We start from the raw sequence: 25497 nt of genomic DNA, 5'->3' as shown, positions 1-25497 counted from the left end.
TCGTGTACTATGCATCCATGCATATTCTCCTTCTGCTTTTGGTCGTGGCTCTTCTTTCGTGGAGCAACATTGATTTACGGACGCAGATTATTGTGGAAACCGTCATCCTCATATTCTGTATTCCCGACCTCATTCTTGGTTTCCGGAAAAGTCCGCCTTTTATCCCGAGCTTCAAACGCGACATCCGCCTGATGATGCGCTTTGCAGCCATCAAGAAAAATGATGTCGTGATTGATCCCGGCTGCGGCGACGGACGGCTGGTGTTTGAGGCGGCGAGGCAGGGTGCAACAGCAACCGGCTATGAATTTGCGGTTCCGGCCTACCTGTATGCAAAAATCCGCTCCTTCTTTCATCCCCGCAGCTCCATCCGTTTCGGGGATTTCTGGAAACAGGATTATTCACAAGCCGATGTCGTTTTCTGTTACCTGCTGCCGGATACCATGAAACAGTTCTACACAAAAATCTGGCCGCAGCTGAAACCCGGCTGCCGCGTGGTTTCCAATTCGTTTTCCATGAAGACACTGAAGCCCGACAAAAGTGAACAGGGGATTCATCTCTACATCAAATGAGTGCCGCCCTTCTGCCACCACCTTCTCTCCGCACATCACCATCGGGTGATAGATACGACGCAATTGTGATCGGCAGTGGTCCGAATGGTCTGGCTGCGGCAATCACACTGGCACAGGCAGGAAAGAGTGTGCTTGTGATGGAAGCGAATGATCTGCCCGGTGGTGGCGCGCGCTCCATGGAACTCACACTGCCCGGTTTCATGCACGATGTGTGTTCCGCAATCCATCCGCTCGGTATTGCCTCGCCGTTTTTCCGGTCACTGCCGCTTGAACAATTCGGTCTGAGCTGGATTCACGCCCCGCATCCGCTGGCTCATCCGTTTGATGATGGGACCGCTTTGGTCGCTGAGCGTGACTTGGATGCGATGTGTGAAAGTCTCCATGAAGATGGCGATCAGTACCGGACGCTGATGCTCCCCTACCTCCCCTATCTGAACACAATTTTTGAACAGACTTTAGGTCCATTAAAAGCGCCAAAGACTCCCCTGCTCCTTGTTCGTCTCGGATGGATTCTCCTCCAGTCAGCCCGTCGCCTGCGACGGCGGTTCCGCTCTAAAGAAGCACGTGCACTCATTGGCGGACTGGCAGCGCATTCTGTCCTGCCATTTGAAAAACGTTTCAGCGCAGGCATTGCGATCATGCTTGGACTGACGCTGCATGACAAAGGATGGCCGCTGCCGAGAGGAGGTTCGCAGCAGATCACGTGGGCTCTCATCCGGTATCTGCAGTCACTCGGCGGTGAGGTTGTCACAGGCACACGCGTGACATCACTGGACGATCTTCCGGAATCCGATGTTGTCCTTTTCGATACGTCGCCCCGGTCACTCATACAGATTGCCGGCGATGCATTGCCCCGGGGATTCACAAAAAAAGTAGAGACACTGCGTTACGGTCCATCTGTCTTTAAAATAGACTGGGCACTCGATGGGCCGATTCCGTGGACAGCGGAAGGATGCAGATCATCATCAACCGTACACATCGGCGGGACATTCGGGGAAATTGCACAGAGTGAGCGCGATGCATGGAACGGACGCGTATCGGATTACCCCTTTCTGATCCTGACGCAACCGAGTCTCTTTGATGACACACGCGCGCCGCACGGCAAACACACCGCGTGGGCGTACTGTCATGTGCCGCATGGATCGGAAGAAGATATGACCGATGCGATGGAAGAACAGATCGAGCGGTTTGCGCCGGGATTCCGAAAAATAATCCTGAAGCGGTCGGTCATGCGTCCAAAAGATGTAGAAGCACACAATGCGAATAATATCGGTGGAGATATCACGGGTGGCGTCATGGATCTGCGCCAGCTCTTCACGCGTCCTGTTTCGATTCGTCATCCGTACAGCACGCCGCATCCGCGTCTCTTTCTGTGCTCCGCATCAACCCCGCCGGGGCCGGGCGTGCATGGCATGTGCGGGTACTGGGCAGCGAAAGCTGCACTAGCATCTTTCTAAAAAAGACCTCTCTTGCGAGAGGTCTTTCTGAACGCAGACGATTTAGTGCTTGCAGGTACACGGCATGTTGCCGCAACCCGGACACACAGTGCCGCAGGCCTTGCTCTTACACGGGCAGAGCTTCTTCGATGTCTTGTGGAAGACTGCGAGTGCCGCCACTGCAGCAAGAATGGCAATGGATGCATCGTTTCCACCAAAGACCCACGCACCATTCACCATGTGCGTATTCCAGACGCCGATGAACGCCGCGACGGTCAGGGCAAGAAGCAGAAGGGATGCGATTGCGCGGACAGCCTTACAGGCGCCGCATTCACAACAAGGTCCACACATAAAGAAGGAGGGTAGGAAGAATAAACGGACATATCATACTCCCGATTTGCACGTACAAATCAGTTCGATTGGACGAACGTACAAAATTTGTATGCAATGTTAGTCTTTTTTGTAAGTATGGAACGCGCACTGGGTCTTATAGGTATGCGACTCTCCTACTCTGATCACCGGCATTCACATTTTGGTTCTGACCTCGGTCCGGAGCTGCCGCTTCTCGGACTGGCAGGTGCTGTTCTCTTTATCACGACGCTCGCTGTATACCTGTACGCAGCTACAGCCTGACATTGTTCTTCAAATACCCGATGGAGTATCGGGTATTTTTAGTACGCTGTGATCTTTTTTAGGCTGAGAGCGTCTGACGCTGCACTGTCCGCTCCGCAAAGAGAGGCTTTGTTCCTTCGAGGAACAGGAAGCCGACTGCGGCCGCCGTGATGAGAATCACAAAATCCCGTGCGTCCAGCGCTGCAAGTGAGAATATCTCTCTGAGCGGTGTGAAGAGAAGAAGTGCCTGGAGAATGAGAGGTAGCAGTGCTGCGAGATTGAGCCAGCGGTTTTTAAACATGCCGATCGCCCAGACCGGGAGCAGGCTGCGGCTGTGGAATGCGAGAAGAATTTCAAAGATGATGGAGAACGTGAACGCCATCGTGCGCGCGTGGTTGAGCGTGTCACCCGTGGAGAGCAGCCACAGGAACAGGACAAAGGTGATGCCACAGGAAATAAGTGCTGCAATAAACAAGTGTGCCCAGACACCGGTGAAGATCTGTTCTTTCTGCGGACGCGGGGGGCGCTGCATAATATCGGGTTCCGCTTTTTCCATACCGAGTGCAAGGGCGGGCAGACCATCGGTCATCAGGTTGATCCAGAGAATATGGATGGGCAGTAACGGCAACGGAAGCCCAAGAAGCACCGTGATCGTGAAGAGGAGAATCTGTCCGACGTTTGCACGGACGAGGTACAGAATGAATTTGCGGATGTTATCGTAAATGCGGCGGCCCTCGCGGATAGCCGCGACAATAGTTGCGTAGTTATCGTCAGTGAGCACAAGGCTCGCAGCCTCGCGCGCAACCTGCGTCCCGTCTTTGCCCATCGCAATGCCAACGTCTGCGGCTTTGAGTGCGGGCGCATCATTCACGCCGTCGCCTGTCATCGCAACAATGTGTCCGTGTGACTGCAGCGCTTTCAGGATAGAAATTTTATGAGTGGGTGAGACGCGCGCGTAGACAGAGACTGTTTTGACAGTTTCTCTGAGCTGCACTTCAGACAGCGTATCGAGCATCGCACCATCCATCACATCCCCTTCTATCCCGACCTGATGCGCGATCGCGAGGGCGGTATCAGCGTGGTCACCGGTAATCATCACAGTACGGATACCGGCGGTGCGCGCTTCGAGCATGGCGGGCTTGACGGCATCGCGGGGAGGATCTTCCATGCCCATCAGTCCGACAAAGCGGATCTCGCTGTTTTCAATGACAGCCATTGCAAGGACCCGGAGTCCGCGCAGCGCCATCGCATGACTTTCATCTTCAATCATTTTTTCATCGGGCTCTGTGCAGAGGGCGAGAATTTTTTCAGGCGCGCCTTTCAGGAACGACCGCTCTCCATGACGTGTCTGCATGTACTTGCTCTCGGAACTGAACGGGATTTCCTCTTCATCAAAATGCAGACGCGATACACCTTTATCTTCTGCATACCGCAGCAATCCGATCTCAGTCGGATCACCCAGATTCGGTAACTGTGCGCGGTTACACGATGCCGCAATCTGGATCAGCAATTCTTCATCATCGCCGTCATCATCTCCCACCCATGTCTCACGCACCTTCATTCTGTTTTCGGTGATGGTTCCGGTTTTATCACTGCAGATCACGCTGATGCTGCCAAGCGTTTCAAGCGAGTCGAGCTGCATCACCAGAGCATGCAGTCCGGCCATGCGGCGCACACCCATCGCCAGACACGCCGTCACGACAGCAGGCAATCCTTCCGGCACCGCAGAAACTGCAAGGCTGATAGCAAGCAACACAATCTCGATAGTCGGCACGCCGCGCGACCACTGGACGAATGCGAGACCGGCACACAGGAACAGGACAACGATACCGATCATACCGCTCAGTTTTTTCATACGCCTTTCCAGCGGCGTGGGCGGCGCTTCTGCAGCTGCCACAAGCGATGCAATGGTGCCGATTTCTGTCTGGAGTCCGGTCGCGGTCACCATGTAGATCCCTGCTCCACGCGTCACGAGCGTTCCTGCAAACACCATATTTTTCCGCTCGCCGATGGAGAGTGTTCCTGCAATGGGCTCCGTTATTTTTGCGACGGCGATACTCTCTCCCGTCAGACTCGATTCATTCACTTCCAGATGCGAGACCTCCAGCACACGGCCGTCTGCAGAAATGCGGTCCCCTGTTTCCAGAATAACAATGTCACCCGGCACAAGCTCGCGCGAGGGAATAAAAAACTCTTTCCCATTGCGGCGCACTCGTGCCTGTGGCGATGTGAGTTCCCGAAGACCCTGCAATGCCTGTCCCGACCGGAACTCCTGGATAAATCCGAGCCCCGCATTCAGGACGAGAATCAGAAGAATCGCGATAATATCGATGGAACTTTCAATGGATGCATCCCCGCTTGCCACGCGCATTCCGATCATCAGCACCAGGGCGCCGATGAGGATGTAAATCAGGATATCTTTGAACTGATGCAAAAAGAGCACAAACAGTGATTTTTTCTTTTCCGGCAGCTCATTCCAGCCATATTCTGCCCGGACTCCCTGGACGGCAGAATCAGCCAAACCCTCATTGGATGCTTTAAAGCGTTCAAGAACGTCATTTATGGAAAGTGCGGTGATCATGGGCCCAGTATAACACGGCTTGCGGCGGCCCTGCGTCTCTGTTTCACTAGTCGTATGCAGAATACCTGGTCTATCACCGCGTTTTACAAGTTCCTGCACATCGCAGATGTGGAGGCCGTGCGCCAGTCACTCTTTGATGCCGGCACAGATCATCAGCTCTGTGGCCTGCTGCTGGTCGCGCATGAAGGGATTAATGGAACAGTCGCGGGAACAAAAGAATCGATCGACGCATTCAAGACACTGATTACAGAACGTTTCGGTTCCGTGATTTTTAAAGACAGCACGACAGCGGAGAAACCGTTCAAGAGATGGAAGGTCACGATCCGCGAAGAGATTGTCGCCATCGGAAACCCGGACATGCATCCGGACAGCGACATGAATCATCACCTCTCACCGGAGGAATGGAACAGAGTGATGGATGAGGAGGATGTGGTGGTGATTGATGCGAGAAATACCTACGAAACCGCAATTGGCATGTTCAAAGGCGCTATTGATCCGCAGACAGAAACCTTCCAGGAATTCCCGGACTTCGTGAAACACTCCGGCATTCCAAAGGACAAGAAAGTTCTGATGTACTGCACCGGCGGCATCCGCTGCGAAAAAGCGATTCTGGCTATGCAGGAAGAAGGCTATAAGAATGTGTATCAGCTGCAGGGAGGGATTCTGAATTACCTGGAACAGTGCCCGTCCGAAAAATTTGAAGGCGAATGCTTTGTGTTTGATCACCGTGTGGCGGTGGATCAGGATCTCAAACCAAGCCAGCGCTACACCCTCTGCGTCCACTGCGGCAATCCGGGCGACCTGCGCGGAGCGTGTCATGTGTGCAGCAAGGATTCTGTGATCTGCCAGGGGTGTCAGCAGTCAGGAAAGATGATTGCGTGCAGCAAGGATTGCGCACATCGGAAGGTGAAAGTACTGAGTTTGTGAGACCACTCCTTCTCCCCGCCCCTCTCCCGGAACGGGCGAGGGAGTTCTGTTTGTTCTAATAAAAAAGAAGTTCCACCAGGTCCATTTTCCCGCAGGGAAAATGAGGTTTCGTCGGGGTGGAGTCCGGCCACCCGGGGGGTGAAGGGGCAAGTGGAGGGGCGGCTGGCCCGGACCGCACTTTTTGATTCTTTTTGCTGCACGGGCAAAAAGAATGCCCCCGCGGCAGCGGCCCCCGGAGGGAATCTACATAGAAAGAGAAGAGATTATAGTACAGACATGCTTCGAGTGTCCTCAGCATGACACACTTCGACGAGCTCAGTGTGACACTAATTACCCGCGCTTACGCTCATTCTCCGTCAAAAGCTTCTTGCGAAGACGAATGTTGGTGGGCGTTATTTCTACCAATTCATCATCGGCAATATATTCAAGCGCCTGTTCCAAACTCATCGGCTTCACGGGCACGAGGGTAATGGCTTCGTCGGCACCGGACGAACGCATGTTACTGAGTTTCTTGCCCTTGGTAACGTTGACCGCCATATCCTGCTCTTTTGCACTCTCACCAATAATCATTCCTTCGTACATCTTGGTTTGAGGTCCAATAAAGAGCACACCGCGCTCCTGTATTTTCCAGAGATCGAAACCGGTTGCCTCTCCTGCAAGCATGGAGATGATGGAACCACGCGTGCGGCCGGGCAGATCACCCTTGTATTCAGCATACTCAATGAAGGAGTGGTTCAGAATTCCTTCACCGCGTGTTTCTACAACAAATTCGCCACGGAACCCGAGCAATCCGCGCGTCGGTACTTTGAATTCCATACGAGTGTGACCTTCTTCTGTGCGCATATCGACCAACTCTCCTTTGCGGGCATTGAGCAGGTTGATGATGGTTCCCTGATACGCTTCCGGCACATCGATAATTGCCTGTTCGATCGGCTCTTCCTTCTTGCCTCCCTCTCCCGTCCGCATAATCACTTGCGGGCGACTGACCTGTACTTCAAATCCTTCGCGACGCATGGATTCAAGGAGCACGGACAAGTGCAGCTCTCCACGTCCTGATACCTGATAACTATCGCTGTTCGGGACCTCCTCTACCTTCAGTCCCACGTTTGTTTCCTTTTCTTTGTCCAAACGAGCCTTGATATGGCGGGTAGTCACAAGCTTTCCTTCTTTGCCGGCAAAGGGAGAGTCATTGACCATGAAGGTCATGGTGACAGTGGGCGGGTCGATTTTGAGCGTTGGCAATGCCGGTGTGTCTTCAGCAGTTGCGATTGTTTCTCCTACGTAGATGTCGGGGATACCTGCAATAATAACAATATCTCCGGCGCGTGCTTCCTGTACTTCTGCACGCTTGAGTCCGAGGTAAATGAAGATCTTCGCAATTTTTCCTGTGCGCACTTCTCCCTCGAGATTGCGGATGAAGACTTTGTCTCCCACTTTCGCAATTCCTTCATACACGCGTCCAATAGCCAGGCGTCCGACGTAGTTGTCGTAACCAAGACTGGAGGGCTGCATACGGAAAGGAGCCTCGATATTCTGATCTGCAGGCTTTACATGTTCCATGATGAGATCGTAGAGCGGGTTTAAGTTCGTAGATTCATCTTCCAGATTCTTCTTCGCAATTCCTTCGCGGGCAATGGTGAAAATATAAGGGAAATCAAGCTGTTCATCGGTAGCACCCAATGTCACAAAGAGATCAAACACCATGTCGATCACTTTCATGGCTCTTGCAGCAGGTTTATCAATTTTATTGATAACCACAATTGGACGGAGCCCTAATTCAAGCGACTTTTTAAGAACAAATTTTGTCTGCGGCATAGGTCCTTCCTGTGCATCTACCAAGAGTAAAACACAATCGACAGTCCGGAGGATACGCTCCACTTCGGATCCGAAGTCGGCATGTCCCGGGGTATCGACGATATTGATTTTACAATCCTTGTACTGGATAGACGTATTCTTGGCGTAAATGGTGATACCGCGCTCACGTTCCTGATCATTGGAGTCCATGATCAGCTCTCCCACTGTCTCGTGTGCCTCAAAGGCTCCACCCTGCTTCAGAAGGGCATCAACGAGGGTAGTCTTTCCATGGTCAACGTGTGCGATAATGGCGATATTGCGGATATCCATAGTGGTTTAAAGAAAAGCGCTCGCGAAAGCCGGAGGCGCGAGCACACTGTATAGAGGCTTTAACGTGAAAAAGCAACTGGAAACAGTGCTTTCAGGTGCGAATTCGGGCTTTTTAGGATGCTGTGACTGTCGTCTCATGGGAAAGGAGCCATTTCTTCATCTTTGCCCCATACGCATAGCTCCCGATTCCCCCGCTTTTAGGCAGAACCCGGTGACACGGAATCACGATACAGACGGGATTCTTCCCAAGAGCAGTCCCCACCGCCCGCACCGCCTTCGGATGTCCGATCTTTTTGGCAATATCGCTGTAGGTGAGAGTCTTTCCAAAGGGGATTTTTGCCGTCTCCTTCCAGACTTTTTTCTGGAAGTCAGTTCCCTCCCGATCCAGAGGGACATCAAACATCCTCCGGTGTCCTGCAAAGTACTCTTTTATTTGATTTATAATTTCATTGAGCAGTTTCTGCTGCGGTTTTTGCTGATCTCCTTTTTTGTTCATTAATGACACTTTTACGAGCCCTTTTTCCGATGCTGTCACCTTTAATGAACCGACCGGAGTGGACACTATTGCCTGTGTAAGGGTGGAGGGCATAGAGGAAAGGATGGCGAATGATGCGGGGGATAGCAAGAATTTCCTGATGTTTACAATATTTGACACGTTCCTAAAAAATAGTAGGTTACTGCAACTAACATTTTTGATGACTGTAACCAGCGATGTTAGCTCGTTATTGGTCATTCACTTCAAAGGAGAATGTAGACAATGGAAACCACGACCCTACCTGCCCATGGAGAAGGCTGGCTGCATGTTGAACACTGGAACGAGGATCTGCTGACAGAATTGCTGCGGCAGCACCGTGTGCTGCATCATGCACAGCAACTGAATGTGATTGCCGAGACGGTTCCGTCTCCGTGGAACGGCACGGCAACATTCAACTTGCTGCAATCGATTCGTCGGTTTAACAAGGCGACTTTCAAGGCGACTGACGTGCCTGTCTGCCAAGACCTGTATGCGGATTTCGCCAGTTACGCGGCTTCAACCACACCCCGTCCGGCTCTGGTGAAGTTCTATGCGAATGCCTACGCGATCGCGTCACTGGGCGCCATCGGCTGGAAGGAACCGCTGACGGGAAAAACGTTGTATGCGGAGGCGTATAGCTCTCGTTCTGGAGCCCATAGCAAGCACGGGGCCGACGCGCTTATCGCTGCGAGAGAAATCGAGGAGGGAGACCAGGATGGCTTGTTTGCCTTCCTGTTCACACACCAAATGCGACTGTTCCTCGCCGGCAAAGAACAGAACAATGGCTTCCTCATGTACGGCAACGCCTGCACCCGCGCCACTGATCACCTGACACACTGTAAAAAGAACGGCAATGCAGACGCCATTGCATCGGCCAAGCATGAACTGTCTATCCTGGGCCCGGCGCATTTCAAGGCGCTATTCCCCGGCCGCAAACTGACCGATTGCCACGTGAACCCTGCGCTGTTGTAGCAATTTCCATCAAAGCGTCACATCCTCCATCCGAATGACCTTCTGCCAAGGCACCTTCACGGGTGCCTTGCTTTTTCGTATCACAAATCACAGTTATACTACTGCCATGCGTCCATCTTCTCTCGTCGGGTCTTCCCTGCTCTCCAGCGGCCTCCTCGCACTCCTCTTCGGCATCATGATTCTTATCCAGCCGGATCTGATTGCATACATAGTCGCCACGTTCTTCATAGTGATTGGCCTTTCCCTCATAGGAACATGGTGGAAACTCAGGCCATAACACAGTGTCCTCTTGAAGAACGCTGTCTTGTCTGTGGCGGCACATTAATAGAACGCAGACTGAAAAAGCACTGCAGTGTCTGCGGGGTGTTGTGCGAGACCTGTTGCGACAACGGACAACAGTGATCAACGCTTGAGCCACTTCTCAAACTGCGCCCAGGTTTTTGTATTGAGCACGTCTTTTTTCTCAATCCACCCTCTGCGCGCCTGGATGAGACCGAAACGATAATCCAGCCCTCCAGGCCGGTGGGCATCGCTATCAATACAGAGCGTTACCCCTGCTTCTTTCGCACGCCGTACATGCTGATCATGCAGATCCATTCTGTCCGGTGATGCATTGATCTCCAGGGCAATCCCCTTCTCTGCCGCTTTTTTCATCACGGCATCCATGTCGTACCGGATGGGATCACGCTTGAGGAGGAGGCGGGATGTCGGGTGGGCAAAGAGCCGGACATAGGGATTCTCCAGAGCTCTAAGGATGCGCTTGGTCATGTCTTCCTCACTCATTGCAAAATTCCCGTGGACTGCTGCCACGACCCAATCGAGTTTCTTCAGAACGCTGTCGGACAGATAGAGCGATCCGTCTTTTTCGATATCGACTTCCACGCCTGCCAGAATGTGAATCCCCGGCACGGCCTTCCGCGCTTCCTCAATTTTTTTCAGATACGCATCAATATTGTCCTCTTTGATTCCATACACCATGCCCATTGCAGATCCGTGGTCCGTGATGGCGATGTAGTCGTGTCCCAGTTTTTTTGCCGCCTCCGCCATGTCGATCATCGACGCTGCGCCATCACTGAACGTACTGTGCATGTGGAGATCCCCACGCAAATCTTTTTCAGTAATAAGCGACGGCAGTTTCCCTTTTTGCGCGAGCTCCACTTCCCCTCTGTCCTCGCGCAATTCCGGCTCCACGTACGTAAGACCGATTGCCCTGTACACATCTTCCTCGGTTTTAGACGCCATCAGCTTTCCTTTTTTCTCTGCAGTTCCTTCGTACACGCCCCATTCGGAAATCGTGAGCCCCTTGCGGATACCAATCTGTCGGATATGCACATTGTGCTCTTTGCTGCCGGTAAAATAATGCAGCGCTGCCCCAAACACTTCCTCCGGCACCACACGCAAATCCATCTGCAGTCCGCTCTCCAGCCGCACGCTCGATTTGGTCTCGCCCTTGGCAAGAATTTCCGCCACGCCCTCACCGGTACAAAACACCTCCATAATCTCCTGCACCTTTTTGCCGCAGACCAGAAAATCAATATCCCCGATCGTCTCCTTGCGCCGCCGCATACTTCCCGCAATCTCCACCTTCGTACACAGCTTGGACGCCATCAGCCGCTCCTTCATCTGCTCCGCAATCGCCATGGCAACAGGCAGCGCTGTCCGTCCGCCGTTTTTGGCCTTGGCCGCAATGCCGCTCAGAATATTCTGCACGGATTTCTCGCCCCAGCTTTTCAGCCCAATCAGTTTGCCGGATGTTGCGAGTGTCTCCAGTTCCGGAATACTTGTGACCTTGAACTCCTCCCACACAAATTTCGTCTTCTTCGGACCCATGCCGGGAATCTCCATAATATCGAAGAGCCCCTTCGGTACTTTCTTCTGCAGCTCGATGAGGTATTCGAGTTTGCCGGTACTGAGCAATTCTTCAATCTTGTCCGCCAGATCTTTCCCGATGCCCGGAATTTCCAGAAGCGCATCACGTCCGCCATTGGCAAGCACGGTCTTCAGCTCCTCCGACATAGACGCAATGGTCTGCGCCGCACGATCGTACGCCCGCACCCGAAACGGATTTTCCCCCTGCAGATTCAGCACGGCGCCAATGCGCTCGAAGACAGCAGCGATGTCGGCGTTGGTCATGAGGATATTCTGCCTCACCCCGCTCTTCAGAGCCACCCTCCCCCCTGCCGCCCACTTGCCTCTCGTTACCTGTTACCGGTTATCAGTTACCGGGAAATACATAAAAGAAATTCCACCAGGTCCATTTTCCTGCAGGGAAAATGAGGGCCCGTCGTCCATGGCGAGGTGTCCGGCCACCCTTCGACTGTCGCAACAGGAGAAGGACACTGAGCGCCCGTATATACCTAATGCACCCAAGGGCTGGGAGCCCTAACCTAAGAGGTTCTTATGTACGATCCATTTATTCTTGGCTTTTGGGCTGGTCTGATTTTGGGTATGCCTCTTGGTGGTCTAGTCGTTGGAACGCTGGCAATCGGAGCATATGAGAATCTCCAGAAGAAGTTTTATTCGGCAACTGTAGTGGGACGGAATCGGTCTCAGACCCTTTAGGAATGCCGATTGGTTGCCTGTTGCCAGAAAAGTCCCCCCGTATCAACTGTCCTTGGAATTCAATCTCACGACGTATTTTCCCAAGCCTGTAAGCCCCACACACAGTGGTAACCCAAGCCACTCCGACGATACCGAGTATCCACTTAAGAAATGTGCCATGGGCAGATATGCACTGCAATGCAATGCTAGCTGTCTTTTCTAGCTCTGGGGTGATAACTATCTCGCCGCTCATACCTCATCGGAAGGTAGTGTCACATCTAGTATGCCATTCTGTGCTTCATACGCGTCGAGCTTTTCCTTTATACGGAGCAGTAAACGCTTCATATGCTTGGGCGTGAAAGCATATTGAGCGTCAATAACTGACCCTGTTTGCAGTGCAAGGACAAAGTGTTCGTCATTGTTAAGAACAAACGCTCGATCACAAAAAAATCGTCGAGGCTCCGCAACATCAACGGTAATGCCTCCAAGTTCCTTAGCTCGTTCTTTTTCTGCCATATGGATAGGTGAAAATAAATATCACTCCCTATACTAGAGTGCTAATCCAATAAAGCAAGAAATTCCCCTTTCATGGGTGCGTCAGAGATGTAGAGGCCGACACTGAGTGAGTCGCAACGAATCGAAGTGCGGGGGGCTCAGGGTAAACGGGGGGGGGTGAAGGGGTCAGCGGGAATGCACTGGCCGGACCGCACTTTTTGATTCTTTTTGGGGCATGGCCAAAAAGAATGCCCCCGCGGCAGCGGTCCAACAAAAACCTACATACATTATAAATGAGCTTTGTCCTGTGAAGAACAAAGCTCATGGTCCCTGCATTGCAGTCATCTATTTCTTTCTCATCAACGTTGTGCAATCGGCGATTCCGCCACGATACTCCCTGAAGGGAGTGTTCTCATACGACTCGGAGGTTTAGGCTTCTTTTCCCATGCGGGAATCTGCGAGCCCAACTTTTCCTGCATGTCCCAGACCAGATGCGAATCGTGGATTCGACCGGGGGCCATGCAGCCCGAGAGTATGATCAGACACACAACGCTGAGAAGGATCTTCTTCATGTCGTTCCCTTCCATGGAACAAAGGACCATTTCCGCCTCTTTTGATGGCTCCAAGCCATCTCGATGCGGTTATGGTAAAATAACAGTTTTTTGTTTTATTGTCAATAGTATGATTTCTTTGACAAAAAACTGACGGGTGGTACATTTTTTCTACTTTCCATCAACTTCCTTTCAATATGTCAAAAGAATTGTCTACTGAACCGATTGTGCTCAGTCATGAAATGATGATTCTAGACGCATTCCTAAAAGAAGGATTGGATCAGTCCCGCATGGATGAGATAACCAATAATTTAATCAATGACTTACTGGCGGAACTTGGAATGGAGAAGCTGGGCCGACTCGAAATCTATCCAGCTGCAGACCTTCGCGCTCCAGGCTGGTCCTTTATTCAACCTATTACTACCAGCCACATCAGCGGACACTACTTCATTGAACCGGATGGAAACAATCCGAACATTCATATGGACTTCTACAGCTGTAAACACTTCAGTTGGAAGCAAATTATTCCGATTATCGATAAACATTTAGCATTGGCGAAATGGCATGCAGATTTTTTGTATAGAAAAGACGTACGGGCAGAGAGGTCTATTTGGGAAATTAGCGGGGAGGGTGCAATGGTTATTTTAGATAAACGCTTTGGATCAAACTAATTTCTTATTTATTAATTACCTAAAACATAATTAAAGATTAAAGGTGCAACAATTGTTGCATCCGAGTTAATCATAAACTTGGGCGTAGCGGCGTTAAGTTTCCCCCATGTTATTTTTTCATTAGGCACAGCTCCTGAATAAGAGCCATACGACGTTGTTGAATCTCCAATCTGTGCAAAATAACCCCAAAATGGAACAGCACGTTTCAAATCTTGAATTAACATTGGAACAACGCAAATAGGAAAATCTCCAGCAATGCCACCACCAATTTGGAAGAAACCAATTGAATTTTTATTAGCTTCTTCTAAATACCAATTTGCAAGAGATTCCATCTGCTCCATTCCAGAGCGAATTGTATTTACATTTTTTATTTGCCCATCCATAACACATGAAACAAAAATATTACCCGTTGTACAATCCTCATAACCAGGGGTAAATATTTGTAAATTCTTTTCACATGCTGCAATAACCCATGAATCTTTGGGATCAATATGATAATGCTCTTCAAGAACTCCGGAACGAATCATTTCATAAAAAAATTCATAAGGAAAAAGTCTGCGATTTTCCCTTTCAGCCTTTTGCCACAAAGGCACTATTTCTTTACGAATGTGTGTAAACGTCTCTGTTGGAATACATACATCTGTAATCCTACTTAAATTATCATTATATAATTTTTCCTCTTCAATTGGGGTTAGATCTCGATATTCAGATACGGCAAAGTATGCCTTTCGTCCTATAAGATTAAAAATATCTTCTTCTAAGTTATTTGCACTACAACTAATAGCGTGAATCTTGTCGGCACGTATCATCTCTGCCAGTGAAATACCAATCTGAGCAGTGCTCATTGCCCCTGCCATTGCAAGAAACATTTTGCCCCCTTCTTCTGAATGTTTTTTCCAAGCTTTTGCTGCATCAAGCGTCTCTCTACTATTAAAATGTCTGTAATTTCTTTCCATGAAGCCAGAGATGCTTGTCATAAATTGCGAAGGAAATTAACTAAATAGTACTTTACTTAATGCATTAGTCCAATAGTTATATATTAACACTTTTTAAAAAATTTGCAAAATTAACAAAACTATGGCATTAATGTTTTAGTTATAAAGAGTACTATTTATATATGTGGTTAGTTTTTGCGTTACTTGCAGCATTTTTCTTCGCAGTTGTTCATGTACTTGATTCATATTGTGTAGGGGAAATATTTGAAAAACCTTGGATGGGCGTAATAACAAGCTCAATTGCATCCCTTGTGGTATTCCAACTTATCCCATTTGTCGGTCCTTTTGTTGATTGGACCTTTCCACCTATACAAATTGTCATTTTAGCATTTTTAGCGGGGGTGCTAATACAGATCAGCCAAGCGCTATACTTCCAAGCATTAGAATATAGCGAAGCAGGAATCGTTGCAGCATATTGGAATCTAATCCCAGTATTGCTACCACTGCTTACTTTTGCGATTTATGGAAGATTTTTTTCACTCTATGAATATGCAGGAATCGCAATTCTAACACTAGCATCAATCGCAATGTGCCTCGTTGATGGAGAAACAAAAACCAGATGGCGCTCTTTTTTATTGATGATCTGTGCCTGCATAATGCAGGTTGGAGTTTATCTGCTTGAAGAAATTGTCTTTGCAGAAACACCTTTTTTCTTAGGATTCCTAATAATAACATGTGGCCTTATTTTTGCTGGTTTAGTTCCCTTGTTATTTAAAAATATCAGAATCGTAATGGTAAGAAATATCAAAACAATCATTACTATGCTGCGATTTTTTATAATTATTGAAATTGCAAATTTAGCTGCACTATTCTTTGCACAAAGAGGAATTGCAACAGGCAAGCCTTCTCTGGTCGCAGCTGCTGAAACCACTATGTCCGCATATGCTTTTTTACTAAGTCTTCTTTTTCTATTCTTTTTTCCAAAATTGGGTGACAAGCAAGTTTGGCACAAATTACATTATAAAATTATGCTAGTTCTCGTAATGTGTTTCGGTGTTTGGATGGTTTCTTAACCATGCAAATATTATTTTTTCTGTCCTTCTAAAGGTAATTCAATAAAGAATGTTGTTCCTTTTTGCTCCTCACTTTCAAAGCGAATTTTTCCTCCCTGTGCCTCTATTGCACCTTTAGCGACATACAATCCAAAACCATTTCCATCTACTGTATTTCTAACATTACTAGCACGGAATAATTTTCCAAAAATCTTAACCTGATCAGCTTTTGGAATACCAACACCAGTATCTTTTATAGCACAGTATAATTTTTTATTTCGGATTTCTACAGAAAGGTTAACTGAACCATTATTGGGCGTATATTTTACCGCATTACTAAGAATATTCTCTATTGTCATATGAGTATACCTTTTATCCAGCATGGCTTTAGGATATTTAGATGGCAATTTAACAAGTAATTCAATATTTTTTTCGGCTGCTTTTGGCTTAATTACATCAAGTAATTCTTTAAAGAAGTTTTCGAGATCCATTTCTTGCTGTTCTATATGCACTCTGCCCAATTGAATACGAGAAACATCTAAGATCATGCTAACAAGATCAGATAAGCCATCGGAAATTTCCGATAAGGACTTTATTGTTTTCAATTGTTCTTTTGCAAATTTACCCAAGTCCCCATCAATCATCATTTCCAAATTCCATTTAATTGCAGAAATTGGAGTCGCAAGCTGATGACTTACTATGCTTAGCAATTCGTCTTTTTGACGATCAAGTTCTTCTACTGCTTTAACTTTTTCATTCCAGATTCTCACCAAGATTAAAGTCAAGAGAGTCAAAAGGAATATTAAAAATAAAACAAAAAGCAGGAACGGCAAAAGTGTGGATCTTGTTAATGCTAGAAAATCACTAACCTCTACATCTACACCTACAATTGCAGTCACGTTTCCTGTTAAGTCAAAAATAGGCGCGTATGCAGACATCTGGACTGACCATTGATCCTCCTCTAAATCATTATCAACTGCTGCATGATAAAAAGCTTCATTTTTTAATACAGGATAAGTGTTAATTTCAAAAGGGTCGCCTGGCAAAGGAGCCATTTCATCGTCTTGCAAAATTCCATCATCATTAACATCCAATTCATCTTCGGTTTTTAAAGATTCAGCATCTGCCACAAATTCCAAAATATCTGGGTCGTTTGTTCGTCTCATTAAATATGCATAACGAATATTGGTATTTGCATCTTTAATTTGATTTAGCTGATAAACCAAATGCTCAAACTCTTTAGTTCCAATATCGTCAATGCTTCGAATTTCCTCAATTTCCTCTGCTTTAAATTGGGTGGCTGCCGTAGAGACAATAGCTAGCAATCTTTCTTGTAATCTTTCTTTAAGTAAATTTTCTGTATATGAAAATAATACATAAGTAATTACAGATGCCAAAATTGTAAAAGCTCCTAAAACGTAAATACTTCTGTACTCACCGTGGAATAACTGTTGAAGTCCCTGCAATTTTTTATATTTTTTTAAATTCTCCATCACTTCTAATTATAGCACTTATGCGTCTTTCTTACAAGAAAACGACCGACTCGCAACTGAAACTGAGGCTTATATTTATTGTTAAATAAGGGTTTTCACGACTTTTTATAGGAATATAGAAAATCTACCTGCCGTTCTTTGCAGATTGTTTACATCGGAAGACGCATTGGTACAGGACGCCATTTCATTATTACTTAGAACGTCTGACGCGAACTACATTCGCATATCACTAAATCTGATTCACAAAACGACACATTGCTTCTTATGCGTGAATTGATACGATGAAGAAGACCCATGCCACAGTTTTACCCCATAAGAGCCCCGGAAGGGCCGTCTCTGCACGGTCATGCGCTCCGAGGGGTTCCCTTGAAGTGGCATGGGTCAACCGGCTCGGACGGCCCTTTTGTACGTCCATTCCTTTTTCTGACATGCGACACACATTGAGGGATGTTTGTTTTCTGCTCTGCGCGATCCTACTCATGATCGCACTCCTGCCACTAATCATCATCGGCGAATGTGCCAGATACGTTTCCAGAATATGGAAAAAATAAGGGAAAATGGCAGGTCCCCACATCACAACAAACCCCTTACCCCTGCACCTCCGTCCACTCATACGTCTCCTTGCTGATGAGCCCTTCTTTCAGGAGCCTCTTGGCATCCTTCTCAAAAGAAATCATCCCGGTATCGCCACCGGTCTGGAGCACGGACTTGAGCTCCTGAATGCGGTTGTCGCGGATGATGTTGCTGGCGGCAGGAGTGTTGATGAGAATTTCACGCTGCGCCGTGCGTCCCCCACCCACTTTCGGCAGCAAGCGCTGGGCCACAATGGCCTTCAGAGACATGCTGAGCTGTGAACGGATCTGCGGCTGCTGGTACGGCGGGAAGACGTCGATAATACGGTCAACGGTCTGGATGGCGTTGGGGGTGTGGAGGGTTGCGAGAATGAGGTGACCGGTTTCTGCGAGGGTGAGGGCGGCGGCGATGGTTTCCGGGTCGCGCATTTCTCCCACCATCACGATATCCGGGTCCTGGCGCAGCACACGCTTGAGGGCTTCTGCAAAGGAGAGGAAGTCCTGTCCCAGCTGACGCTGGCGAATGAGACCTTTGCCCTGCGGGAAGAGGAATTCGATGGGGTCTTCGAGTGTGACCATGCTGCGTGCCTCTGTTTCGTTTATATACTGCATCATGGATGCGAGTGAGGTGGACTTTCCTGTGCCGGTCGGACCGGTGAAGAGAATGAGACCCTCAGAGTGTTGTGCGAATGACGGAACAATCTGTTCGAGTCCGAGTGCGTCGAGTGAGGGAATATCCTGCGGGATGACGCGGGCAACCAGTCCTGGATTGCCGCGCTCGTAGTGACAGTTCACACGCAGACGTGTGCCGTCCGCAAGGGAATAGGAGACGTCGACTTCTTTCTGCTCTTTGTAACGCTTGTAGTCCGGTTCACTCAGAACCGCTTTTACAAACCCCGTCGCATCCGCTTCGGTAATATTTCCTTTAGTCTGCGGCACGAGCTCTCCGCTGATGCGGAAAAGGAGCGGCGAGCCAACGGCAATATGCACGTCGGACGCACCGGCCTCGGTTGCTTTCTGGAAAATAGAACGGGGAAGGGAGTTTGTTGTCATACCTATTAGTATAGCGTATGTAGCGTTTTAGATCAATAAAACTGCCTGAAACAGCAATACAGAGACTTTCAAGTCCCCCATAACCCATAACCCATAACCGGTAACCGGTTACGCGTCCTGCGCTTTCTTTGCGAGAGCAGAGACTGCCTTGAAGACTTTCTCCAGGCTCTCTTCATCAATCCCGCGCTCGGTGCCGTCTTCGACCATGGCATCGACAATATCGCGGTCGCTCTCTTCGGGCGCATCTTCTCCTGCCTCCTCTTCATCATCGGTGTCCGCATAGAGCAGCCACAATTCCTCAAGCTGATCGAGAATCAGGCGGTAAATTTTTTCTGACTGGTCGTGTGGGCTGGTCATTATATGGGGGTGAGAAGAATGTGCCGTATCTTTCCTTATTATGGGGAAGTTGCAATTGACGATTGGAGAAAAAATTTCTTCGTATGTTATAAAGACTTTTAGAGTTTACTTTCAGCAGAATCGCGAAGGACCTACACTGTGTCCATGGACCGCGCACATGCCATTGAACGCATCGGGAATCTTCGCCGGGAAATCTGGCGATTGAACAAGGCGTATTTTATTGAGGATCGCACAGATGTGTCGGAAGATGTGCGTGATGCGCTGAAACAGGAGCTGATCACACTGGAGAAAGAATATCCGGATCTGATCAGCCCCGACTCCCCGACACAGCGTGTGGGAGCGCCGCTTGATGGCAGACTGCCGAAGGTGATGCATCTGACGCCGAAGGAATCGTTGCAGGATGCATTTTCGTTTGCGGAGCTGGAAGACTGGATGACACAGATGCGCAGAGCACTGGGTGATGAGAACAAAGAATTCACGCTGGTGGCGGAGTTGAAAATTGATGGACTGAATATTTCGCTCGTCTATGAGAAGGTGACAGATGTTGCCGGGGGGAAAGAAGGGACCGACGTGATGTACCGATTGGTGCGTGCGGTGACGCGCGGGAATGGAGTGGAGGGAGAAGATGTGACCCACACGGTGAGGACAATTGAAACGGTGCCGCTGATGATTGAGATGGACAGTATAAAAGCAAAAGATGCGCCGCGGTTTCTGGAAATAGGCGGCGAGGTGTATATGCCGAAAGCGGCACTCGCAAAAATCAATAAGGATCTGGAGGAGGATGAAAAATTTGCAAACCCGCGCAATGCCGCTGCGGGAACTGTGCGTCAATTGGACCCGAAAATGGCTGCCAGCCGCGATTTGCGGATGTTCTGCTATAGCCTCGGCAGTATGGCCGCTGATGCATTCGGACTGGCGACACAATCCTCCATTCTGACATTTTTCCAGGAACACGGCATTCCGGTCAGCACAGACTACCGCGTGGTGGAGGGACTGCAGAACGTGCAGACGATGTATGAGGATGTGGGAAAGAAGCGCGACAGTCTCCCGTTTGATATTGATGGCGTGGTGATTAAAGTTGATGACCGCCGCATCCAGCGCGATCTCGGATCGACTGCGAAAGCTCCGCGATGGGCGCGTGCGTATAAATTTCCTGCGGAAGAAAAAACAGCCGTGGTGCAGGATATCCATCTGCAGGTCGGACGCACGGGAGCGATTACACCTGTTGCCATTCTTTCGCCCACGCACATTGCAGGAACAGTCGTGACGCGTGCGACACTGCACAACGCTGATGAGATCGAACGACTTGGCGTGCGCATTGGCGACACCGTCATCATCCGCAAAGCCGGCGATATTATTCCGGAGGTGATGCAGGTATTAGAAAATCTACGTCCCGCCGATAGTAAGGCGTTTCACTTCCCGAAGAACTGTCCGCAGTGCGGCGAAGCACTCGTTCGACCCGATGGAGAAGTGGCTATCTACTGCCAAAATCGCGACTGTCCGGGTGTGAAGCAGGAGAGTATTGAACATCTCACATCGCGCTATGCGTTTAATATTGAAGGACTCGGAAAAGAAACAGTGGAGATGCTGCTCGATGCAGGACTGATTGCAGACAGTGCGGATATTTTCTTCCTGACTGCAGAAGACTTCATGTCCCTGCCGCTCTTCAAAGAAAAGAAAACGGAGAATGCGATGGCGGCCATCAGCAAAGCAAAACGCATTCCGCTTGACCGGTTCCTCTACGCACTCGGCATCCGTCACGTCGGCCGCGAAACGGCGGAGGTGCTTGCAAAAAATATTGCATGGCCGGTGGAAGATGTATCGGTGGATGATGCTACAGAGACGCGACTGCAGCCATCCCTCTTCGGGGGTGAAGCAAAAAAAGTAACGATGCGTGCTATTCCGGTGAAGGCGGTGGAGGAGACACTTGCGGGTACAGATGCAGAGACTATTGCAGCAATCCACGGAATCGGTGACGTAGTCGCGGAGGAAATCACCGAGTGGATCTCTCACAAAGAACATCGTGCGCTGCTCCATAAATTTGAGAAAGCAGGCATTGTGTGTCTGCAGCCGGAACGCAGCAATTTGAAACAGGTCTTTGCAGACAGGACATTTGTACTGACCGGCACACTGCCGAGTTTGAGCCGTGAAGAGGCCAAAGACATGATTAAAGACCGGGGCGGAAAGGTCAGTGGATCTGTGAGCAAGAAAACCGATTATGTTCTCGCCGGCGAGGATGCAGGCAGCAAATTGGCTGATGCGACCAGTTTAGGGGTGACGATCATTGATGAGGCAACATTCAAGTCCATGCTATAATCCCCCTCCGGTCATGACTGCCCGCCCACCCGCAACGGCCCGTTCATCGCGCCTGCAAAAAGTAGAGGCGTACGCGCAGCGGTATTTGAAAGATGTAAAGCGCGGAAGCGGAGAAACATACGCATCACACGGACGCGAACTTGCAGCAGTCCTGTCCGAAACAACCAAAGACGAATCGATGCTGGCGATTGCAATCGCGCACGATATTCTCGTGCATCCGGATGGAAAAGAATTGCTCGCCGCCTCACCACTGAACACTGATGAGAAATCCATTGTCGAACGCATGCATCAACTCCGCAGACTGCACATTGATGCCAACAGTGACGATCTTGATATGGTGATCGGCGCCTTCATGGAAGATCCGCGCCTGATGCTCCTGCGCATGGCTCACCGTCTGAATGACGTGCGGCACATCAAACGTTTCAACAAAAAGCGCCGCAAAGAACTCGCGCACGAAACGCTCCACATGTATAGCGCGATTTCCGGACGACTCGGCTTTCACCGCTGGCGATGGCAGATGGAAGATATCTGTTTTATGGAACTGCAGCCGACCATCGCAAAAAAAATCCAGAAAGAATTTGAGACCTGGAAACGGATCGACCACGCGTGTCTGAAGCACACGCATGCATTTCTGGCGAACAAATTGCGGGAGACAGGACTGGAGATCAGCATTGATGAACGTATTAAAGGTCTGTATTCCACCTACCGGAAAATGGTCCTGAAAAACCGAAATTTCGACAAGCTCACGGACCGCCTGGCACTGCGCATTCTCGTCCCCACACAGGACGACTGCTACCGCGCCCTGGGAATCGTCCATAGTTCCATGCACGCGATTCCAGGCCGTTTGAAGGACTATATCGGCACCCCAAAGGAAAACGGCTACCGTTCAATCCATACGGTTGTGTATCCCCTGCCGGGTGTCTCGGTACTTCCGATTGAAATCCAGATCCGCACGCAGCAAATGCATGAAGAATGTGAGAACGGCATTGCGTCGCACACGACGTATAAAGATCTGAGTTACGCACTCAACAGCCAGCCGTCCCGCGCGAATCTGTTCCGGAATCTTGAAAGTCTGAAAATGCTCCCACACACACCGGAGGAATTCGAGCAGGCACTCCGCAAATCTTTCAATGAAGAAGACATTGTCCTGTTCGATCCGGACAACAATCTCTACCACGTCCGTCCGCCTGCCACCGCACTCGACTTCGCATGCCTCAGTCTGCATATCGATCCGCTCACCATTACCGGCGTACGCATCAACGGCCGCTTCCACCCGCTCGCAACAGAACTGCATGATGGAGACACGGTGGAAATTGTGACAGGCGCTATTCCCCTTCCGTATCAGGAATATATTAAATCCTGCCAGCACGCGCAGACGAAGAAGCTGCTGCAGTCCATCATCAAAAAAGAGAAGAAGCAGAAAGTGCGGGTATAAAAAACCGAAGTGCACCACGAGGGGTACACTCCGGCGGAGGTATGTGGCGATAAGATGCCACACGATGAATGTCTACAGTCCCGTATTTCTCATTGCCTCCCACTCTTTGTGCAGATTGAATTGATCAATCACTTCGTGAAGAGGAGGTGTAGGCGTCCAGAATTGATAACTATCCGGGTGCCGTCCCTGTGGTGCTTCCTTCGCGGTGGAAACGTGTTGTTCAGCTTCCTCTAGAAGCACACTTGTCTGACTTCCGTGCATCTCAGCAAACCTTACTAATTGTTCAAGGACCGTAAAAGCGGGCACTCCGTAGCGCCCCATTCATGCAGCTATTATCGGTCATGTTTAGTATATTTGTCAAAGAAAACAGTCATGCATGGATGAATGGCCATTTTACTCTTTTAGAGGCTATACATACCCCTCATAGATACTTTTCCCTGTTGCCCCCGGCCAAATCCTTGCTACACTTTGAGCCCTCGTCGCACATTTCCTATACAGGGAAACCCACATGCCGTGGTGGCGAAATTGGTAGACGCGCATGCTTGAGGGGCATGAGTCCGCAAGGATGTGGAGGTTCGAGTCCTCTCCACGGCACCATATAGGGTTTCTAAATCAGATATGACGTATGCATTGGGATGGAAAACAGAATCGGAAGTTTTTTTAGCCGCAGATACAGCGATTACTACTAGGGGAGATAATGTCCAAGACTTAGATAGGCCAAAATCGAGCTTCGGTCAGCAACATATAAAAGAGGAAAAACGAAAAGTTGAAGAGCGCGATGTGAAATTGCATTTGAAAAACAATGTTGGGATAACTTTTGCAGGAGATGTGTCTTTAGCGAGGGAAATCGTGAAAGCTTTTTACGATGAATTGGATAAGGGGAAAAGTCCTACGGATGCACTTAATTGGGCAATTAACTTACATGCACCGACTCCTTCGGATCGGAAAGTGAAAATAATTGTTGGGTATTACGAAAAGGGGCATCCATGTTTAGTAACGTTTAATTCTAAGGATGACCATGTAGTAAGGAACAACGAGGTATTGGTTCAAATCGGAAGTATTCCTCAAGCTCATCGAAATTTTACAGAAATTTCATTGTCACATATTTTGCCCGACACTGTGCATCAGCCAAAACTCCAGTTGGCTTCTATGCTTGGTATTTTTCAAATATACGGTGTCTTCGATGATTTAATGAATCACGGAGTGGGAGGGGCAGTGGGTGGTTTATACATCGATGAAACAGGAGGCAGATGGCAGCCCGACCTTCTTTTTCTTTTCGAGGACAAATTGGTAAGCACATGCTTTCGTGAAGATTGCTTTGCAGTTAGTTCCCCAACAATTGCTGAAAGCAGATGCTTCCTTGGATATATCCCTCCAAAATCAGAAGAAGAAATTAGGCAACAGACATCAAGTGCTGTGGAACAAGCAAAAGCCCTTAGGAAAGAGGGAAAGTTTGATTATGTGGTGGTTATAGGTGAAAAACCAGGAGTTACACTGGTTGATATGGCAAAGAATCAAAAACATGCCTTTCTCTGGATCGAACCATTTGAAAAAGAAGGCAGAACAGGAACTCGTATTGCTCGTTTTCCTGAATTAGAAGCGATAGTTAATAACGACAAAGCTTTCTTCAAGAACGTAGCCTACATGGAACCGACAATTCAGAAGATTCCTGAGGACAAGATTATAAAAAGCAAGATTGGATACTAAAATTTAAAATATAGAATTCAGTAACCCCCGCGCCACCATTCACTTCACTCTTCCTGCTTACACAGAATAAACTCACTGCCTTTTTGCATGTCTTTTGAGGAGATGATAAACGCCTCTTCTGTATTTTTTCCTTGAACAATCAACCAGAAAAATTTCACCAGAAAGAATACTGCATCGTTTCCTTTGTGAGTGTGCGGTGCATATAATTGACTAATTTATATATTTATTCTATTTTCATAATAATTACCATTCAGGTAAGACCGTTTCTGTCCGCTCATTCGAAGCAAAAAGGAGGCCACTATGGCAAACCATCTGGAATATGTTCTTTTGGGCATGACCATGATTATCTGGAGTCTGAAAGAATTTTTTGGAGCAGGCAGTGACATGCGTGAATCTGAGGAGCAGCTGAAAAACTATCAGGTTACTCTGGGTGAACATTCCCTTGTCTGCAAAGGACTGGAGCAGGCTCTGCGCAGTCAAAAAAGAATCCGGCGTACCTGCCTGATTTTCACAGTGTGGGGCGTGGCCATCGTCTTGCTGACGGTGCTCAACTTCTTTGGCCTTCTCTAAGATCGAGAATCGCA

Annotated in this window: 22 protein-coding genes and 1 tRNA gene; 13 read left to right on the top strand and 10 right to left on the bottom strand. The window is 48.9% G+C overall.

Features of this window, described 5'->3' with window-relative positions; genetic code table 11:
* Positions 1 to 17 precede the first annotated feature (17 nt).
* Both K8942_01395 and K8942_01390 read left to right on the top strand, forming a co-directional pair.
* Positions 18 to 569: a class I SAM-dependent methyltransferase gene (locus K8942_01395; protein ID UPA22850.1), complete on the top strand. Its 552-nt coding sequence runs from the start codon at positions 18 to 20 to the stop codon at positions 567 to 569.
* On the top strand, positions 566 to 2026 hold the full coding sequence (locus K8942_01390; protein UPA22849.1) for an NAD(P)/FAD-dependent oxidoreductase: 1461 nt from the start codon (positions 566 to 568) through the stop codon (positions 2024 to 2026). The genes K8942_01395 and K8942_01390 overlap by 4 nt, the downstream gene beginning before the upstream one ends.
* 42 nt (positions 2027 to 2068) lie before the next feature.
* On the opposite strand, the gene K8942_01385 is transcribed toward K8942_01390, so the two are convergent.
* Positions 2069 to 2356 carry a hypothetical protein gene (locus tag K8942_01385; GenBank protein ID UPA22848.1) on the bottom strand — a complete coding sequence of 96 codons (288 nt, stop codon included), beginning with the start codon at positions 2354 to 2356 and terminating at the stop codon, positions 2069 to 2071.
* Between the two features lie 117 nt (positions 2357 to 2473).
* On the opposite strand from K8942_01385, the gene K8942_01380 reads away from it, so the two are divergent.
* Complete coding sequence (locus K8942_01380; protein ID UPA22847.1) at positions 2474 to 2638, top strand: hypothetical protein; 165 nt, start codon at positions 2474 to 2476, stop codon at positions 2636 to 2638.
* A gap of 58 nt (positions 2639 to 2696) precedes the next feature.
* Here K8942_01380 and K8942_01375 read toward each other — a convergent pair whose 3' ends face one another.
* Positions 2697 to 5198, bottom strand: coding sequence for a cation-translocating P-type ATPase (locus K8942_01375; protein ID UPA22846.1), 2502 nt, complete (start codon positions 5196 to 5198; stop codon positions 2697 to 2699).
* A gap of 54 nt (positions 5199 to 5252) precedes the next feature.
* Here K8942_01375 and K8942_01370 point away from each other — a divergent pair, with 54 nt between their 5' ends.
* The gene (locus K8942_01370; GenBank protein UPA22845.1) at positions 5253 to 6125 is read left to right on the top strand and encodes a hypothetical protein; all 873 of its coding nucleotides are present in this window, start codon (positions 5253 to 5255) and stop codon (positions 6123 to 6125) included.
* A 330-nt stretch (positions 6126 to 6455) separates the two neighbouring features.
* Here K8942_01370 and typA read toward each other — a convergent pair whose 3' ends face one another.
* Both typA and K8942_01360 read right to left on the bottom strand, forming a co-directional pair.
* Positions 6456 to 8249: a translational GTPase TypA gene (gene typA, locus K8942_01365; protein UPA22844.1), complete on the bottom strand. Its 1794-nt coding sequence runs from the start codon at positions 8247 to 8249 to the stop codon at positions 6456 to 6458.
* A 112-nt stretch (positions 8250 to 8361) separates the two neighbouring features.
* Complete coding sequence (locus K8942_01360) at positions 8362 to 8838, bottom strand: methylated-DNA--[protein]-cysteine S-methyltransferase (protein UPA22843.1); 477 nt, start codon at positions 8836 to 8838, stop codon at positions 8362 to 8364.
* 168 nt (positions 8839 to 9006) lie between these two features.
* Here K8942_01360 and K8942_01355 point away from each other — a divergent pair, with 168 nt between their 5' ends.
* Positions 9007 to 9735, top strand: coding sequence for a hypothetical protein (locus K8942_01355; protein UPA22842.1), 729 nt, complete (start codon positions 9007 to 9009; stop codon positions 9733 to 9735).
* 106 nt (positions 9736 to 9841) lie between these two features.
* A complete protein-coding gene (locus K8942_01350; GenBank protein ID UPA22841.1) occupies positions 9842 to 10012 on the top strand; it encodes a DUF3096 domain-containing protein in 171 nt (56 codons plus the stop codon).
* 125 nt (positions 10013 to 10137) lie between these two features.
* On the opposite strand, the gene polX is transcribed toward K8942_01350, so the two are convergent.
* Both polX and K8942_01340 read right to left on the bottom strand, forming a co-directional pair.
* Entirely contained in the window at positions 10138 to 11868 is a 1731-nt protein-coding gene (gene polX / locus K8942_01345) for a DNA polymerase/3'-5' exonuclease PolX (GenBank protein UPA22840.1), read from the bottom strand.
* A 657-nt stretch (positions 11869 to 12525) separates the two neighbouring features.
* Complete coding sequence (locus K8942_01340) at positions 12526 to 12792, bottom strand: hypothetical protein (protein ID UPA22839.1); 267 nt, start codon at positions 12790 to 12792, stop codon at positions 12526 to 12528.
* Positions 12793 to 13519: 727 nt separating this feature from the next.
* Between K8942_01340 and K8942_01335 the strand changes: the two genes are divergently transcribed.
* Complete coding sequence (locus K8942_01335) at positions 13520 to 13993, top strand: hypothetical protein (protein UPA22838.1); 474 nt, start codon at positions 13520 to 13522, stop codon at positions 13991 to 13993.
* An 11-nt stretch (positions 13994 to 14004) separates the two neighbouring features.
* Here K8942_01335 and K8942_01330 read toward each other — a convergent pair whose 3' ends face one another.
* Entirely contained in the window at positions 14005 to 14970 is a 966-nt protein-coding gene (locus tag K8942_01330) for a deoxyhypusine synthase family protein (GenBank protein ID UPA22837.1), read from the bottom strand.
* A gap of 140 nt (positions 14971 to 15110) precedes the next feature.
* Between K8942_01330 and K8942_01325 the strand changes: the two genes are divergently transcribed.
* On the top strand, positions 15111 to 16001 hold the full coding sequence (locus K8942_01325) for an EamA family transporter (GenBank protein UPA22836.1): 891 nt from the start codon (positions 15111 to 15113) through the stop codon (positions 15999 to 16001).
* A gap of 11 nt (positions 16002 to 16012) precedes the next feature.
* Here K8942_01325 and K8942_01320 read toward each other — a convergent pair whose 3' ends face one another.
* The 3 genes from K8942_01320 to K8942_01310 all read right to left on the bottom strand — a co-directional run bounded on the left by K8942_01320 (position 16013) and on the right by K8942_01310 (position 19455).
* The gene (locus K8942_01320; protein ID UPA22835.1) at positions 16013 to 17473 is read right to left on the bottom strand and encodes a HAMP domain-containing histidine kinase; all 1461 of its coding nucleotides are present in this window, start codon (positions 17471 to 17473) and stop codon (positions 16013 to 16015) included.
* 587 nt (positions 17474 to 18060) lie between these two features.
* Positions 18061 to 19098, bottom strand: coding sequence for a PilT/PilU family type 4a pilus ATPase (locus tag K8942_01315; protein UPA22834.1), 1038 nt, complete (start codon positions 19096 to 19098; stop codon positions 18061 to 18063).
* 108 nt (positions 19099 to 19206) lie between these two features.
* Positions 19207 to 19455 carry a hypothetical protein gene (locus tag K8942_01310; protein ID UPA22833.1) on the bottom strand — a complete coding sequence of 83 codons (249 nt, stop codon included), beginning with the start codon at positions 19453 to 19455 and terminating at the stop codon, positions 19207 to 19209.
* A gap of 144 nt (positions 19456 to 19599) precedes the next feature.
* On the opposite strand from K8942_01310, the gene ligA reads away from it, so the two are divergent.
* The 5 genes from ligA (at position 19600) to K8942_01285 (ending at position 25483) form a co-directional block, all read left to right on the top strand.
* Positions 19600 to 21771 carry an NAD-dependent DNA ligase LigA gene (gene ligA / locus K8942_01305; GenBank protein UPA22832.1) on the top strand — a complete coding sequence of 724 codons (2172 nt, stop codon included), beginning with the start codon at positions 19600 to 19602 and terminating at the stop codon, positions 21769 to 21771.
* Positions 21772 to 21784: 13 nt separating this feature from the next.
* Positions 21785 to 23206, top strand: a complete 1422-nt coding sequence (locus K8942_01300; protein ID UPA22831.1) for an HD domain-containing protein — start codon at positions 21785 to 21787, stop codon at positions 23204 to 23206.
* 510 nt (positions 23207 to 23716) lie between these two features.
* A tRNA-Leu gene (locus tag K8942_01295) sits at positions 23717 to 23803 on the top strand.
* Between the two features lie 21 nt (positions 23804 to 23824).
* On the top strand, positions 23825 to 24913 hold the full coding sequence (locus K8942_01290) for a hypothetical protein (GenBank protein UPA22830.1): 1089 nt from the start codon (positions 23825 to 23827) through the stop codon (positions 24911 to 24913).
* Positions 24914 to 25213: 300 nt separating this feature from the next.
* Positions 25214 to 25483 carry a hypothetical protein gene (locus tag K8942_01285; protein ID UPA22829.1) on the top strand — a complete coding sequence of 90 codons (270 nt, stop codon included), beginning with the start codon at positions 25214 to 25216 and terminating at the stop codon, positions 25481 to 25483.
* The last annotated feature ends 14 nt before the right edge of the window (positions 25484 to 25497 follow it).

Source organism: Candidatus Peribacteria bacterium, assembly GCA_023038255.1.
Taxonomy (GTDB): domain Bacteria; phylum Patescibacteriota; class Gracilibacteria; order Peribacterales; family Peribacteraceae; genus CALREJ01.
This window is presented reverse-complemented; position numbering and strand designations above follow the sequence as displayed.